The 14,878-nt window shown below is 67.9% G+C and carries 10 protein-coding genes; 3 read left to right on the top strand and 7 right to left on the bottom strand.

What is annotated here, in order from left to right:
* Positions 1–301: 301 nt before the first annotated feature.
* Positions 302–1,150, bottom strand: coding sequence for a hypothetical protein (locus tag L0H79_RS14505; protein ID WP_301485344.1), 849 nt, complete (start codon positions 1,148–1,150; stop codon positions 302–304).
* Positions 1,151–1,995: 845 nt separating this feature from the next.
* On the opposite strand from L0H79_RS14505, the gene L0H79_RS14510 reads away from it, so the two are divergent.
* Together L0H79_RS14510 and L0H79_RS14515 are read left to right on the top strand one after the other, a co-directional pair.
* Positions 1,996–2,175 carry a hypothetical protein gene (locus L0H79_RS14510; RefSeq protein WP_301485345.1) on the top strand — a complete coding sequence of 60 codons (180 nt, stop codon included), beginning with the start codon at positions 1,996–1,998 and terminating at the stop codon, positions 2,173–2,175.
* A 440-nt stretch (positions 2,176–2,615) separates the two neighbouring features.
* Complete coding sequence (locus L0H79_RS14515; RefSeq protein ID WP_301485346.1) at positions 2,616–2,972, top strand: type II toxin-antitoxin system HicB family antitoxin; 357 nt, start codon at positions 2,616–2,618, stop codon at positions 2,970–2,972.
* Positions 2,973–3,167: 195 nt separating this feature from the next.
* Here the strand turns inward: L0H79_RS14515 and L0H79_RS14520 are convergent, their stop codons facing one another.
* From L0H79_RS14520 to L0H79_RS14545, 6 genes are all read right to left on the bottom strand, one after another.
* Positions 3,168–3,827 (bottom strand): HIRAN domain-containing protein, encoded by a 660-nt coding sequence (locus L0H79_RS14520; protein WP_301485347.1) that lies wholly within the window; start codon positions 3,825–3,827, stop codon positions 3,168–3,170.
* Positions 3,805–4,722, bottom strand: a complete 918-nt coding sequence (locus tag L0H79_RS14525; protein ID WP_301485348.1) for a HipA domain-containing protein — start codon at positions 4,720–4,722, stop codon at positions 3,805–3,807. Before L0H79_RS14525 ends, L0H79_RS14520 begins: the two co-directional genes overlap by 23 nt.
* A 501-nt stretch (positions 4,723–5,223) precedes the next feature.
* On the bottom strand, positions 5,224–8,472 hold the full coding sequence (locus L0H79_RS14530) for a type I restriction endonuclease subunit R (RefSeq protein ID WP_301485349.1): 3,249 nt from the start codon (positions 8,470–8,472) through the stop codon (positions 5,224–5,226).
* 1 nt (position 8,473) lies between these two features.
* Positions 8,474–9,571 carry a restriction endonuclease subunit S gene (locus tag L0H79_RS14535; protein ID WP_301485350.1) on the bottom strand — a complete coding sequence of 366 codons (1,098 nt, stop codon included), beginning with the start codon at positions 9,569–9,571 and terminating at the stop codon, positions 8,474–8,476.
* A complete protein-coding gene (locus L0H79_RS14540; RefSeq protein ID WP_301485351.1) occupies positions 9,564–11,210 on the bottom strand; it encodes a class I SAM-dependent DNA methyltransferase in 1,647 nt (548 codons plus the stop codon). Before L0H79_RS14540 ends, L0H79_RS14535 begins: the two co-directional genes overlap by 8 nt.
* A 2-nt stretch (positions 11,211–11,212) precedes the next feature.
* Positions 11,213–13,153: a hypothetical protein gene (locus L0H79_RS14545; RefSeq protein ID WP_301485352.1), complete on the bottom strand. Its 1,941-nt coding sequence runs from the start codon at positions 13,151–13,153 to the stop codon at positions 11,213–11,215.
* A 179-nt stretch (positions 13,154–13,332) separates the two neighbouring features.
* On the opposite strand from L0H79_RS14545, the gene L0H79_RS14550 reads away from it, so the two are divergent.
* Entirely contained in the window at positions 13,333–14,802 is a 1,470-nt protein-coding gene (locus tag L0H79_RS14550) for a Fis family transcriptional regulator (RefSeq protein ID WP_301485353.1), read from the top strand.
* Positions 14,803–14,878 lie beyond the last annotated feature (76 nt).

The raw sequence follows: 14,878 nt of genomic DNA on the forward strand, positions 1-14,878 counted from the left end.
TCCAATTCCCGGGCAGCTAATCCCCGTGTCCACCAAAGCGGGTACGTTCCACCTCATGACCGCCGCGCTCAGGCTCGTCGGCGGAGAGCACCTGAACGGCAGACGAGGGCATCGGGCCTCTTCCGCGCCGAGCAAAACCGCAGTTGTGCCCCACCAGGTAGACGTCCGCTCATCAGCTGCACTGAGGACGGCTACGCTCGTCCGGAACTGCCGCGAGTTGCGCCGCTCGGACTAGCGTCACACCGCCGCCTGCTGTCGAGGCGCAGCCAAGATTGTGGAGCGGCGAACGTGACGCTTTGCGCTAATCGGCTCCGTGGTGGGCGTCGTGCGAGATTGGCTGCACGTCATGCGCCGAGCCGAGCCGGCCGGCGAGCGTTTCGATGATGGACGCGACACATTCCCAATGGGTGCGGAGCCAGCCATCAGCCGCGGACTGTGGTTCGTGTTTCGCACGGTTTCGGTGACGCGCGAGCGTGGCCAGCACCTCGTCTGGAGCGTGCGCGTGGACGTCGGACAGTCCCCAATCTGGTGTAAGTAGGGCGTACATCTTGGGTTCGGGCAGTAGCCCGAGGGAGTGGCACTGTTCGCGTAGCTCAGGCCATCCGAACCGCTCGCTCTTAGGCACCAGCGCCCGCATGACCTTCTCGATAGCCGTGTGCAGTTCCTCCAAAGCCACCGAGTCGTCGACACGGCCAAGTGCGTAGTCGGCGAGGACGTTCTCCGAGATCCTGAGCCTCGCTTCGAGCATCGACATGCCTGCGCCGTCGCCGGCGAGTTCGTACACCGGGTAGTAGAGGGAGGTCTCCTTGCGCGGACGAAGCATTTGTCGTCCCTCGCCTCGCGTTGTGTCTCGGCCGACTAGGAAGAGCTCCGCGATCCCCATTCCAAGTGCGAACGCTCGTGCCGGAGCCAGCGACCCGTCGACGCCTTGGCAGACGAGCGGTAGATCCAACTCCAGCACCCGTCCGAGGAGATCCAGTCGACGGGTTTGCCCGTCGACCATGTAGCACGCGACCGGTTCGTTGGTACGGTGCGAGGTGTGCCACCTGCAGGAGAGTGAGCGCGCCCGTGCCTTGGCTACACGCTCACACGCCTCGACGTATGGCCGCTGCAAGTCGGTGTACGAGAACTCGTAATCGAAGCCAGCCACACGTCGACTGTGCCAGACAGATCGACCTTGCGGGTTCGCGGCCGACTAACAGTCATCTGTACTGACAGCCATCTGTTCCCGCAGATGGCTCTCCGGGGCGCTGGCCGAGCAGCAGCCCGAGGCCGGAGGCACGGCTGCAGCTAGGCGGTCACCGGGGCGCCCCTGTCTCGACGCGCTGCTCGGCCGCGGTAGCGATCTGGTCTCGGCACGCGCGCGAAGCCCTTGGGCAAGGGCCAGGCGACGTCTTGCCCGCCCCGTCGGGGTCCTCGGGTCGGAGCCCCGCCACCGCGCTGTTCTTTGCGCACCGCGTCGCGCCTCCCAGGGTTTCTGGTCTACCAGGGTCGACATGCGACGAAGACCACTCGCCTCTCCGGGAGTGGCCCGGTCTGGGCCGGTAGCCAGTCGCGGCGTGAGGTGACTTCATGTCCGCTCCAACGGCTCTTCTCCCGTTCCAGCCCGCGACGATGCTGACCGCGCGCAGTTGGCGGCGGTGTCCTACTTGGCCCGCTATCCCGGGCGCACCCACGCCCTGTACTCGTTCCAGCTGCGGCAGTGGTTCGCCTGGTGCGATAGCAACGGGCTCGACCCGCTGGTCGGGATCCAGCGCGCCCACGTCGAGCTCTACATCCACCAGCTCGGCGACCGGGGGCTGATGGACTCCTCGGTTGTCACGATGATGCACGCCGTCCGCGGCTACTTCCGCTTCGCCCACATCGACGGCCCTGATCCCCTCCGACCCGGCCGTCTACACGCGGCTGCCGAAGATCCACCGCGACGAGTCCCGCACCCAAGGACTGGACCGGCTCGAGCTCAGCAGATTCCTGCAGGTCGCCCAAACCATCACCGTGCATCACGGCGCCCTCGCGTACCTGCTCGGCATCAACGCCCTCCGGACCTCCGAAGCGGCCGCGGTGCGGATCAAGGACTACGCCGACCCGCGAACCACCGAGCACTACAACCGGGCCCGCGGCAACCTCGACCGGCACGGCGTCCACTTCCTCACCGCCCACGTCGCCGGCGTGTGACCTCGGCTCGCCGTCCGCTGCCCCGCGGGGGAGCCCAGCGGTGGCGCCCCCGCGTGGCCAGTGAATGTGCGCGGCAGCCGTGTGACCACCCGCCCAGCCGAGACAGCTGTCAGAGCCACCGGGGCCGGCGGTGGTCGATCCGTGGCCGCCCAAAACTGTTCGATGGTACTGCATCCAGTACCATCGAATGGTGACCTCGGTGGAGTCGACCGTTGCGGCGATGCGCACCAACCAGCAGAACATCGCCTACAACGACCTCCACAGGGTCTGTGAACACTACTTCGGGAAGCCTCGCCAGATCGGGTCCTCGCACGCGGTGTTCAAGACCCCGTGGCCGGGTGACCCCCGAGTGAATATCCAGAACGCCAAAGGCAAGGCCAAGGGGCCAAGGCGTACCAAGTGCGCCAAGTGCTCAAGGCGATCGACAAGAAGGAGGGCAAGTGACGGACACCCCAGAGCGACCGCAGATCGAGGTGTCTCACTACACCTACCGCGTGGCCTGGTTAGCCGAGGACGGAGAGTTCGTGGCCACCGTGGCTGAGTTCCCATCCCTCTCATGGCTGGCCCCGACCCAGTTTGAGGCCCTCGATGGACTCGAATCGGTATTGGCAGACGTCATCGTCGACATCCAGGAGCAGGGCGAGGACGTGCCGGAGCCGATCTCTGAGCGCAGCTTTTCGGGCAAGTTCAACCTACGACTGGGCGAGAAGTTGCACCGAGAGGTGGCGCTGCGCGCGGCTGAGGAGAACCTCAGCCTCAACCAGTGGGTCGTGCGAAAGCTCATGGCTGACACCTGACGGGCGAACGCCAGCCGGGTCCGCCTGCACCGCGGCGCACTCGCTTGCGTCACTTCGCCGCCTGTCGACCCCTCCGGTCTTCTCTCTCGCGAGTTCGACACAGGCGCCGACGCCCAGCTCCAGCCACTCGGTGTCGGATCCACTTCGAGAGCCGGCTGCGTACTTGCCCTGCCGCGAGGGACGAGCAGGCCCGAGTCAGCCGGGCAGAGTTCCCGTGAGCCGAACCAGCAACCGTTGATGGAGGCCCGCATCCGGAAGGTTCACGCGCACAACCTGCAGCACGTGCTCACCCGCCATCACCCGCCTGACGACCTCCAGCAGCGGATCGGGAACGTACCCGAGCCGCGTGCCGTCGCTGGCAACGAGCAGGGCTCGAGAGTTCTTTGGGTTGGACTCCTCGGGCTCAAACCTCAGGCGTTGACCGGGCGTCAATTGGTCGAGGCATGCACGCTCGACGTCAGTCAGGTAGCGCACCCCGTGAACGAAGAAGGGCAGGTCTACGACGCCTGGTTCGGGCAATGGCGTCAGCTCATATGTGTCGCCGGTCCGGCGGCCACCAGACACGGCAAGCACCTCGAAGGGCTCAGCGTCGGGACCCAAGTCGAGTTGCTCCATCGCCCGCCGGTGGTCGCGCCGATGGGATGACATCACTCGCTCGCCGAAGACCGGGAACAACGTCTCACTCATGTGCTCGCGGCCTCGACGGAGACCTGGCAGTTCGACCGGAGCACCGTCGTAGTAGGTGAACACATACTGCCCATCGCGGAGAGTCAGCTCGCCGAGCGCCTGATACCGCCGCGTCTTCGGGTCCTGGCGTGTGACAAGCAGCCGATCAGTCCTGACCGTCGTCAACATGGCGCAACCTCCTTCTGTTGACCTCGACGATGCCTGCCATGAACGTAGACGCAACGACCGACAATCGGTTCGGCGGTGCCTCCAGTATGCCAAGGTCGCCGATCGGCGGCAGCGAGCCCAACCTCTCTCGCCAGACCTCGCCATCCCAGCGTTCCATCGCCTCGTTTGCGAGCTGGAGCAGCGTCTGGCCCTTGGGTTCGAAGCTCTTGGCGAGCCCCTTTGCGCACCATGACGCCACGTCCTGACGGGACCGATTCGTGTCGGTCAGCCCTGAACCGAGCGCGCTCCCGTGGTCGAAGGTGGGGGCGAGGCAACGCTTCCCTTCAGGCGAGGTCAGCAGCGCCCAATTGCCAGGGTGACGATCCGTGTTTGCCGTGAGGGCATCCAGCAACAGGTAGCCGCTGAAGACCTGCAGGGCGCTCAGTCCGGCCGAAGCCGGCGGGCCATCAAGACCACGAAGCACATACTCGACGGCGTCGAGTGTGTACCCGCTATCGCGCCTGAGCAGGCCCCGGCGACGGCCTTGCTCGTCCGCCACTGGTTCTTGTCTCGAGTAGCCGGGGGCGCCCACCAGGTAGGTGGCTCCGACGTTCAGGTCGAAACCTTCCGGAGCGACGTTACGAGAGATGAGGCCAAGGACTCCCGCTCGGCCGGCGTAGCGGCATTCGGCAGCCGGGATGCCGAGTTGCGCCGCAATCCGCGAAGTGACCACCTCGGCCACGTCGTTGATCTGAGCATCCTTACCACCCGCCGTGGTCCGCCTCGGCTTCCAGAGCCACTGTTCATGCCGTTCGGCAGTGGGCGTCGGCGCGATCCAGAGCTTGTCCGGATCTTGGCCTTCGGGCTCATCGTCGATGACTGACCACTCCGAGACATCGACAACATCCTCGTCCATCGATCCTCCCTTCGGTCCCTTCCGTGGCACCTCGCATCAACGATCGAGCAACACGGCCGCTGATCAGAGCCACGTCGGACAGCCCCGCGGCCCCGCGCGGCCACTCGCAGGCTCTCCTCCCTCATGGTGGCCAAACCTCTTTCCCCTATCCGACCGGTCACTCTTCGGTAGACCTTTGCTCGTTCCAGTTCTTGCCTGGCCGCCACAGCCCCCTGGAAGAGTCAGGCGAGCTCCGGGCGGTTCGCTCAGGCGCTCCGCCCCACACTCCGTCAGCCGGTCGAATCACCCGGGTCTTGCGACCAGCCTGTCGCCGTTTTGCCCCTCCGCCTCGGCAGAAGAGGCCACCCTTCACTCGATGCTTGACCAGGACTCCCTTCTTCACGGGCACCGTCTTGGCGCACACGGGGCAGACGGTCGCCGAGGGAACCGGCTTCGCACGCCGCGACGCCTTGCCTCCTTTGGTCGCCGACTTCGGCTGTCCGCTACCTCCTTTACCGATCTTCACCGCAACTCCTCCGCGTACCGCGGCGCCATGGCCTCCATCTGATCCATCACCAGCTTGATCGCGGCCGGCTGCTTGTCCGGTGGGTACCCGTACTTCATCAACAGCCGCTTGATCGTCGTGCGCAGCTTGGCCCGTACGTCCTCGCGCACCGTCCAGTCCGTGCGGACGTCCCGGCGCATCACCGACACCAGGTCCCGCGCGATGTCCGCGAGCACCCCCTCCCCCAGCACATCGAGGGCCGACTCGTTCTGCGACACCGCGTCATAGAACGTCAGCTCGTCGACCTGCAGCGGCGGGTCGAACCGCTCGCCCCGATGCGCCTCGTCGACCACCTCGCGGGCCAGCTCGATCAGCTCCGCTATCACCTCGGCCGAGGTCAACTGCTGGTTCGTGTACTTGCGCATCACCTCGGCGATCCGCTCCGAGAACGCCCGCGCCCGGATCGTGTTCGTCCCGCTCGCCTTGACCGACTCCTTGGCCACCAGGTCCCGCAGCGCCTCGATCGCCAGGTGGGGGTTGGCCGCCGCCTGCGCCTGCGCCACGAAGTCCGGCCCCAGCTCCATCAGGCTCGGCTTCGGCATCCCGGCCGCCTCGTAGATGTCGAGCACCTCCCCGGTCTCGGTACTCTCCGCGATCAACGCGCCGAGCAGCCGCTGCACGTCCGCCGGGACCGGCTCACCGCGCGACTGCCGCTCCTCCGCGTCCAGCTTGGCCATCCAGACGCGCACCTCCTCATAGAAGCGGACTTCCCCGCGCACGTCCTCCAGCTGCCCCGAGGCCGCGCACAACGCCCAGGCCCGCGCCAGCTGGCTCGACACGCGACGGTATGCCGCCGAGCGAGTCTCCACGTCGCCGCCGTCCTCGTCCTGCCGACCTGCCTCCGAGGCAACCGTGTTGCCCGCAGTGGCCGGATCCCGCAGGTAGTCAACCGTTTTCGTCACCACCGCGACGTAGGCTCTCTTGTCCCCACGGGCCGCGCGGTCTGCGTAGGCCTTGCGCCAGTCATACCCGTCGACGAGCTCGTCGAGTCTCGCCAACAGCTCCCGGGTCAGCTCGACCGCCGCACTGAAGTCCCGTCCGAGGGGCTGGTTCGCCTGGTCCTCGCTGGTGTACTCGGCCAGCGCAGCGTGCAGGTTCTCCGCGAGCGGCGCGTAGGCGACGAGCAGGCCGTCCTGCTTGCCACGGAAGGTCCGGTTCACCCGGGCCAGGGTCTGCATCAGCAGCGCGCCCTTCAGCGGGCGGTCCAGATAGAGGGTGTGCAGCGGCGGGGAGTCGTAGCCGGTGAGCATCATCGAGTTGACGATGACCAGCTCGAGCTCGTCGTCCTCGTCCTTCAGGCGCGCCTTGATCACCTTGTTCTGCGACTCGCGGCGCACGTGCTTGACGATCGGGAGCGGGTCGGACGGGGTGCCGGTGTAGACGACCTTGATCTTGCCCTGGGCGTTATCGTCCGAGTGCCAGTCCGGGCGCAGCTCGATGATCGCGTCATACAGCTTGGCGCAGATCTCCCGGGTGCCGCCGACGACCAGTGCCTTGCCAGGTACCTCGATGAACTTCTCCATCACCGCCCGTCGGGTCTCCCAGTGGGCGACGAGGTCCTCGGCGAGCTTCGTGATCCGGACGGGAGCGCCATACACCGCGTTGACGACGGCGACACTGCGCTCGATCCGCTCCCGCTCGAGGTCGTCGAGGCCAGCGGTGAGCTCGTCGGCGGCCGCGTCGACCTCATCCTCGGACACTCCCTCGGCGAGGCTCACCTTGATCAGGCGGGGCTCGAAGTGCACCGGCACCGTCGCGCCGTCCTTGACCGCGCGAGTCAGGTCGTAGATGTCGATGTAGTCGCCGAACACCGCGCGGGTGTTCTTGTCCTTGAACGAGATCGGGGTACCGGTGAAGGCGATGAGGGTCGCGTTCGGCAGGGCGTCCTTCAGGTGCCGGGCGTAGCCGTCGAGGCTGTCGTAGTGGCTGCGGTGGGCCTCGTCGACGATGACGATGATGTTGCGCCGGTCCGACAGGAGCGGGTGTGACTCGCCCGCGTCCTTCTCCTCCTTGGACAGCCCGAACTTCTGCAAGGTCGTGAAGATGATCCCGCCGGTGACCCGGTCGGTCAGCGTCTCTCGGAGCTCGGCGCGCTTGGTGACCTGCACCGGGGACTCGGGCAGCAGCAGGCTCTGTTGGAAGGCGTCGAACAGCTGACCGTCCAGCTCGTTGCGGTCGGTCACGACGATGACGGTCGGGTTCGCCAGCGCCGGGTGGCGTTGCACGTAGTGGGTGTAGAGCTCCATCTCCATCGACTTGCCGGAGCCCTGCGTGTGCCAGACGACACCGGCCTTGCCGTGTGAGCGGACCGCCTCGATGGTGCGGGCGACTGCCTTGTTGACGGCGAAGTACTGGTGCGGCTTGGCGATCCGCTTCGCCAACCCCTCGGCGCCGCGGTCGAACGCGGTGAAGTTGCGCAGCAGCTGCAGGAACCGGTCCTGGTTGAACACCCCGTCGATGAGGTGGTCGAGGCCGGTACCCAGGTGTTCGTCGTGGCCCGCCTCATGGTCGAAGTGGCCGAACCCGAGCGGGTCGCCGTCGTCGTCGACGTTCCACGGCGAGAAGTGGTTGAGCGGCGTGAACGGCGTGCCGTACTTCGCAACGACCCCGTCGCTCGCGACCGTGAGCACCGCGAACCGGAACGCCATCGGTAGCTCCCGCACGTAGGTCGCGAGCTGGGCGTGGGCGGCAGCAACGTCCGCGCCCTGCGTACCGGCCCGCTTCAGCTCGACGATCGAGACCGGCAGGCCGTTGCAGTAGAGGACCAGGTCGAACCGGCGCTCCACCTCGTGCGAACGGACCGTCACCTGGTTCACCGCGAGGTAGTCGTTCTCCGACGGCTCCGTGCTGACCAGCCGGATCGTCGGGTTGTGCTCGACACCTTCGTGGTCGATCCACGAGATGCCGCGGTAGCCCTCCGTCATGAAGACATGGGTGCGGCGGTTCTCGGTGATCGCGTCGGCCGACGACGGGCGCGTGACCTCGGCGGCGGCCTGCTTGAGGTACTGCACCGGGACCGAAGGGTTCAGTCGCTGCAGCGCCTCCAGCAGACGCGACGGCAGGACGAGCTCGTCCCACGACTCGCGTTCCCCCGAACCGGGCGCGATCTCCTTGCCCTGCTTGGGAACCCACCCGTGCCCGGCCAGCGCCTCGAGCGCGGATTCTTCCCACTCCGCCTCGCTGATCCCCCCGAAACCTGGGCTCATCTCACACAGCCTCCCCCACGACCCGTTCTGCGTCCTTGACCCGGATCCTGCCTGACATCAACCCCGGCAACAGCGCATCCCGGACGGCCGCAAGTCGGCGACTCCCCTCGCGGGACGCGTGACACCGCAGTCCCAGGGTCTCCAGCGAGTGCTGTCGCACATGAGGGAGAGACCGTGGGTCCCGGACCGTGAGGGACATGATCTCCGCCGGCTTGACGCGCTGATGGCTACCTGACGTGCCGGCCACCTTGCCCTTGAGCCGCGTCCACACGTCTCGTTGTGCCAAGACAGACCAGAGCGTGGAGACACCGACTCCTTGAGGCGCGAGGACAACGAACTCAGTTGAGGCCAAGGCCATCTGGTCCGGTCGCACCGGAATGTTCCAGAGCCGAGGAATACGCGGGTTGAGCTTCGACATGAGGACAGCAGGCTGCTCGAATGCGAACTTGTTGCTCATGATCGAGGACCCCGCGGTCAGCTCCGGTGAGCCCTCGTCGAACGCAGGCAGGCTGAAGTGCGCAACATCGTCCACGAAGGACTCGGGCTTCAATTGCTTCGTGATCTGCTTGGCGATCTGGCTCACCGTTGTCAGCTCCGAGGTGGATGCAGCGATGCTCCGCATCAGGGCTTCGGCCGCCGTTACCAGGTTGGCGTTGGCGGCGATCTTGTCGTCGAGCGCCCCCAACACCTCCGAAATCGCCCGCTGCTCATCGAGGCGAGGAACGCTCACAGTAAGGGCGTAGAAATCCTCGCGCGCGGTGGACGGTATTGCCGACCCTGAACCCAGGCCATTGATGTCTGTGTTTGTTAGCGAGTAGTAGGCCCATCGTGCGTCAATCTCGCCGTCGTGGTCGAGGTAGTACGCAGTATCAATGACCCAGAAGGGGCCGGCCGCGAAGTGTACGCCTCTGTAGGCACCCTTACGTCCAATGATGACTCGACCACCGGGATGCATTGCGTCGACATGCCAGCCTATTGGGCCGTTCGTCCCGTACACGCGGACCGGCCCAGAGTCAGACTCCCGGTCGTATCCGGTAAGCGCCTTGCCATAGACAAGGGTCGCGACGCTACCCCACTTGGTCGACTGCCAATCAAACATCGATCCTCCCGAGCTGGTGACGAACCTCGGCCTCGAGGCGTGCGCTCTCGTCGAACTCGGCGAACAGCTCCTTCGTCAAACGCTCGATCTTCTCCTCGATCGGTTCACCGTCGTCCTCTGCTTCAGCGGCGCCGACGTACCGCCCTGGTGTCAGCGCGTAGTCCGACTCCTTGATCTCCTGGAGAGTCGCGCTCTTGCAGAAACCGGGAACGTCCTCATACGCCAGACCCTTCGCCTGAGCCGACTCGGTCCCGAGCCAGGCGTGATACGTGTCCGCGATCCTCGCGATGTCCTCGTCGGCGAGAGACCGCTGGGCGCGGTCGATCATGTACCCCAGGTCCCGCGCGTCGATGAACAGCACCTGCCCGGTCCGGTCGACCGAGCCATGCATCCCGGCCGCCTTGTCCTTCGTGAAGAACCACAGACACGCCGGGATCCCCGTGCTGCGGAACAGCTGGCTGGGCAGCGCCACCATGCACGACACCAGGTCCGCCTCGACGATCTGGGCGCGGATCTCGCCCTCCCCGCCGGAGTTCGTCGACAGCGACCCGTTCGCCATGACGACCCCCGCCGAACCACCCGGGGCGAGCTTGCTCAGAATGTGCTGGATCCACGCGTAGTTCGCGTTCCCGGCCGGGGGCACGCCATAGCGCCAGCGCGGGTCGTCCTCCTTGCGGTGCCAGTCCTTGATGTTGAACGGCGGGTTCGCCAGCACGTAGTCGGCCTGGACGTCTGCGTGCAGGTCGCGGGCGAACGTGTCGCCCCAGACCGGCCCGAGGTTGCCGTTCAGGCCGTGGATCGCGAGGTTCATCCGGGCCATCCGCCAGGTTCGCTCGTTGTTCTCCTGCCCGTAGATCGACAGGGCGGTCTTGTCCTTCTCGTGCGCCTCGAGGAACTTCTCGGCCTGCACGAACATGCCACCGGACCCGCAGCAGGGGTCATAGATCCGGCCCTGGGCCGGCTCGAGGACGTTGACCAGCACCCGGACCACCGAGGGCGGGGTGAAGAACTCGCCGCCGCGTTTGCCCTCGGCTTGGGCGAACTTCTCGAGGAAGTACTCGTACACCTCGCCGAGCAGGTCCCGGGCCCGCGCGGCGCCCTCGCCGGTGAAGCGGGCGGTGTTGAGGATGTCGAGCAGCTCCCCGAGCCGGCGCTGGTCGACCGACTCACGGTTGAACCCGCTGGGCACGGCACCCTTGAGGACGGGGTTCGCGCCGACGAGCAGCACAAACGCGTCGTCGATCAGTTGGCCGATGGTCTTGCCCGGCTCACCGTCCTGGGCGGGCAGGCCCTTCGCGTGCGCGGACAGGTACCCCCACCGAGCGCTCGACGGCACGAAGAAGACGTTGTGGGCACGGTATTCGTCCAGGTCGCTCAGCTCTGCCTCGAGCCGGTCCTCGCCGATGCCGAACTCAACGAGCTCGGCCCGCAGCTCGTCACGGCGCGCGGTGAACGAGTCGGACACGTACTTGAGGAAGACGAGCCCGAGCACGACGTCCTTGTACTGCGAGGCGTCCATCGAGCCGCGCAGCTTGTCGGCGGCCTTCCACAGGGTGTCCTTGAGCTCCTTCATGGTCGATGGAGCAGCCGGAGCCGCTGCCGTCCTCGTTGCCCTACTCGTCTTCTTCCTCGGTGGCATCGTCAGGGTCCTTCCTCTCTGGGTCTGGTCGCCTCGTCGATCGCTCGCCCGGCTTGGGCGTCGAGGTCGGCGAGCTTCGCTGTCAGGTCTGCTCGCTCGGCGGTGATCCGGTCGAGCTCGGTGGTCAGGGCAACGTGTCGGTCGCGGGACACGAGGCGGATGGGCCAGCGCCGCCAGTCCTTCGACTCCCCGGTCGCGGAGCGGGCTGTGTTGGCGATGTCCGCCGCGAGGACGTCTGGATGCAGCACCGGGCTGCCGTGGTCCGGGCCTGTCGCATCCGTGTGGCGCGCGACCCGCACCGCCTTCGCCGGGCTCAGCACCACCGCGCCGCCCTCCCGGTCGACCCACGCCGCAACGCTTGGTGCCGCGCAGAAGACGACGTCGCCCGGCTCGGTGTAGCGCGATGCGGGATACGCCGACGGGAACGTGACCGGGTCGACCGCGCGACTGCCGACCGGGACCTCGCCCAGCAGCTCGGCCGGACCGACGACCGGTCGTCCGTGCGTGAGCAGGTCCTCGGGCCGGACCCGGTTGCCGGGCAGGATGCGGCACAGCCGCTGCTCGACCGCCGCACCCAGCGACACCACATGAGCATCCCCTGCCGCCTTACGGATCACGTTGGGTACCAGTGCTCTCCGGCCGGGGATCAACGTGGCCGTCGCGACGCGACGCGCGAAGCGGTACGAGTGGGTCCGGGCTTCGTGTGGGCTCGTCATCGAGGCGACGACATCGGTGACCACGTCGGCGATCGCCGCCCCATCGAGAACCACGTCGGACAGGTCTCCGATCACCGTCCACCGTTCCGCGATCGGCACGTCCGGGTGGGCCGGCCCGAGCGCCCACAGCGCAAGATGCCGCCGCGGCGAGTGCACCACGAGGCCCGCGGGCAGCCGGATCGCGGCGCGCAACCGGTCGCTGCGCAGCACCGAATCCCGGGCTCGGTCGGTCGCCGCGTCGGCAGGCCGGTCCGTCAGGGCGCTCGCCGGGCCGATGACGACGACCCGGGAGTCGTCGGCGAGCTGCACGAGCAGGTCACCGATGGTGTCCAGGACCTCCAGATCCGACATCGACGGCACGGCGGGGGTCGGCAGCTGCAGGACATGCACGATCCCGTCGAACCCGACGCTCGACACGGTGAGGTCCGCGTCGTCGTCGAGGCTCACGTCGACCCGGTGAATGTCGTTGACCCGCAGCCTGCGTCGCAGCAGCCGGGCCGAAGGGGAGTCGAGCGGCACGGTGGCGGCGCTCGGAGCAGGCTCAGCGGCATACCCATCAAGGGTCTTGAGCAGCAGGTCACCGCTGCCGTCGGTGACGTCGGCGAACAGCGGTGCGTCCCAGTCCGCTTCGGCGGCGAGCGCGACCGCAACCTGGGCCACCAGGTCGACCGGCTCGTCGCGCAGTGCGACGGCGGCGCGGCCGGGCAGTACGCGGTGTTGGCGCAGGAGCAGTTCGAACGCGGCGGGGACGGAGTAGGAGGCATCGGCGAGGGCGTCGGCGTGCGCGGCGAGGGCTTCGAGGTGGGGAGTGACGGCCTCGATCTCGTGGCGCAGGTGGGTGTCGTCGGGATCGGCCCCCACCGCTAGAGCAAGCACGTCGTCACTGGTGAGATCGGCGAGCGGCTCGCCGGTCACGACGCTGAGGGTGAGCAGCGCGCTGAGAGCGGTGAAGACGGTCGACTCGGACAGGCCGGGGACGCCGGCGAGGGTGGCGTGGGCGGCGACGTCCTCACGCTCGACGCGGGTGTTGCCGCGGCCGGTGGCTACCAGGTAGTCGGCGATCTCGACGGCGTCGAAGCGGTCCTGCCCGTCGATGACCGCGACCGGCTTCGGGAAGGGGCGGGCCTCGTGAGGGCGCTTGCGCCACATCGAGGCGACCGGGCGCTGCACCCCCGCCAGGCGCGCGACGTCGGAGAGGGAGACGTGCAAGGCCGACATGGTCGTCATGTGCGTTCCCTCCACTCCTTGGTGATGTCTGTGTCTCACCGTAGGGCAGATGGGCGACATAGGCGCGGTGGATCACGATAAGGGGGGTTATCAGGGGCGCCGTTCGGTGGATTGGTGATGAACCGCCAGTCTCGGATCACCGGCAGCACCCCCGCAGCCGGCGAACCGGAGGAGTCATCATGAGCGACCGCCCCACCACGACACCACCCGCCGCCGTGGCCTTCGACGCCGCCACGCCGGCCGTCGTCATCGACCACCTGACCGTCACGGACTCGGAGGTCGTGACGGAGGCCCGCCGCTGGTCGACGGGCACCCGCGGCGCCACCCTCGGGGCCGACGAGATGGCGTCGGCGGAGCTCGCGCCGTTCGTGACCCAGGCGCTCGGCGTCGGGGCTCGGGCCATCGCGTCGGCCGGCAGCGCACAGGACACGTTCGAGCTCGAGAAGCTCATCACCGAGGTCGGCACGCGGACCGTGGAGTCGAGCGGGCGCGCCGCCGAGGCCACCGCCAAGGCGGCAGCCACCGCCGCGGACGCCATGGGCAAGGCCGCCGACGCGGCGCGCAAGGCGATCCTCGACACCGAGGCCGCCGGGCGCAAGGGCTTCGCGGCGACCGTCGAGCTGTCGACCAAGGCGCTGCGCGACGAGATCGAGCGGCTCGTCGGGGGCGACAACCCCGAGCTGCTCGCCAAGCTCGGCCCCGTCCTCGACGCGGCCGGGCGCACCATCGGCGAGCGGGCCTTCGAGCAGACCGACAAGCTGCTCGACAAGGTGAGCCGCCAGTTCGACCCCGCCGACCCGACGTCGCCGTTCGCGAAGCAGGCCGCGGCGCTGGCCGAGCAGCAGCAGACCCTGACCGTGTCGATGGACAAGAACCACCTCGCGCTCGTCGGGAAGGTCGACGAGCTCGCGAAGGCCGTCGAGGTGGCGAAGGCGGCGCAGCAGGCCGCCGCGAGGACGGCCAGTGTGACCCCGCTCAAGGGCGGCGGCTTCGAGGCCGAGGTCGACGCGGTGATGGAGCAGATCGCGGCCGGGCTGGGCGACGAGTACGTCAGCACGGGTGGGTTCGCCGGTGCGATCCGCAGCTGCAAGAAGGGCGACGGGGTGCTCAGCGTCGGTGGCGGTCAGGCCCGCGTCGTGATCGAGATGCACGACTCGCACGACCGCCGGGCCTGGAACGACTACCTCGACGAGGCCGAGCGCAACCGTGCGGCGGCCGCCTCGGTCGGGGTGGTCCGCAGTGCCGCCCAGAACCAGGGCCAGACGATCCGGGTGCTGGGCTCGCGCCGGGTGGTCATCGCGTTCGACCCGTCGATCGAGTCGCCCGACCTGCTGCGCACTGCTGTGCAGCTCATGCGCACGAGCGCCGTCGCCGCCAGCTCACGCCGCGACGTCGAGGGTCTCGAGACGGCCGAGGAGAACATCGCCGCGGCCATCGGGCTGATGGAGCGGATCAACGCGATCCGCAGGGCATCCGGGTCGGTCCGCCGGGGCGCGGACACGATCGACAAGGAGTGCAACACCGTGCAGTCGGGGGTGGAGCGCCACCTGGGGAAGGCGCTCGACGCGTTGCACGGGGTTGCCCTGGAGGCCGCCGACCTGGCGTCGGACGGCTCCGACGAGGGCGGGTCCGCCAGCGGCGCGGCCTGATCCTCCCGCGGGTCGGCCGGAAGGGGGGGGCCGGCCGACCCCCCCCCACCGGGGCCGGCCGCGTTGAGGGGGCGCG

It is taken from the genome of Intrasporangium sp. (assembly GCF_030452765.1).
Taxonomy (GTDB): domain Bacteria; phylum Actinomycetota; class Actinomycetes; order Actinomycetales; family Dermatophilaceae; genus Intrasporangium_A.

Coding starts and splice junctions, on each gene's coding strand:
- L0H79_RS14550 (WP_301485353.1), top strand. CDS start 13,333: ATGAGCGACCGCCCCACCACGACACCACCCGCCGCCGTGGCCTTCGAC.
- L0H79_RS14530 (WP_301485349.1), bottom strand. CDS start 8,472: ATGAGCCCAGGTTTCGGGGGGATCAGCGAGGCGGAGTGGGAAGAATCC.
- L0H79_RS14535 (WP_301485350.1), bottom strand. CDS start 9,571: ATGTTTGATTGGCAGTCGACCAAGTGGGGTAGCGTCGCGACCCTTGTC.
- L0H79_RS14520 (WP_301485347.1), bottom strand. CDS start 3,827: ATGTTGACGACGGTCAGGACTGATCGGCTGCTTGTCACACGCCAGGAC.
- L0H79_RS14525 (WP_301485348.1), bottom strand. CDS start 4,722: ATGGACGAGGATGTTGTCGATGTCTCGGAGTGGTCAGTCATCGACGAT.
- L0H79_RS14545 (WP_301485352.1), bottom strand. CDS start 13,153: ATGACGACCATGTCGGCCTTGCACGTCTCCCTCTCCGACGTCGCGCGC.
- L0H79_RS14540 (WP_301485351.1), bottom strand. CDS start 11,210: ATGCCACCGAGGAAGAAGACGAGTAGGGCAACGAGGACGGCAGCGGCT.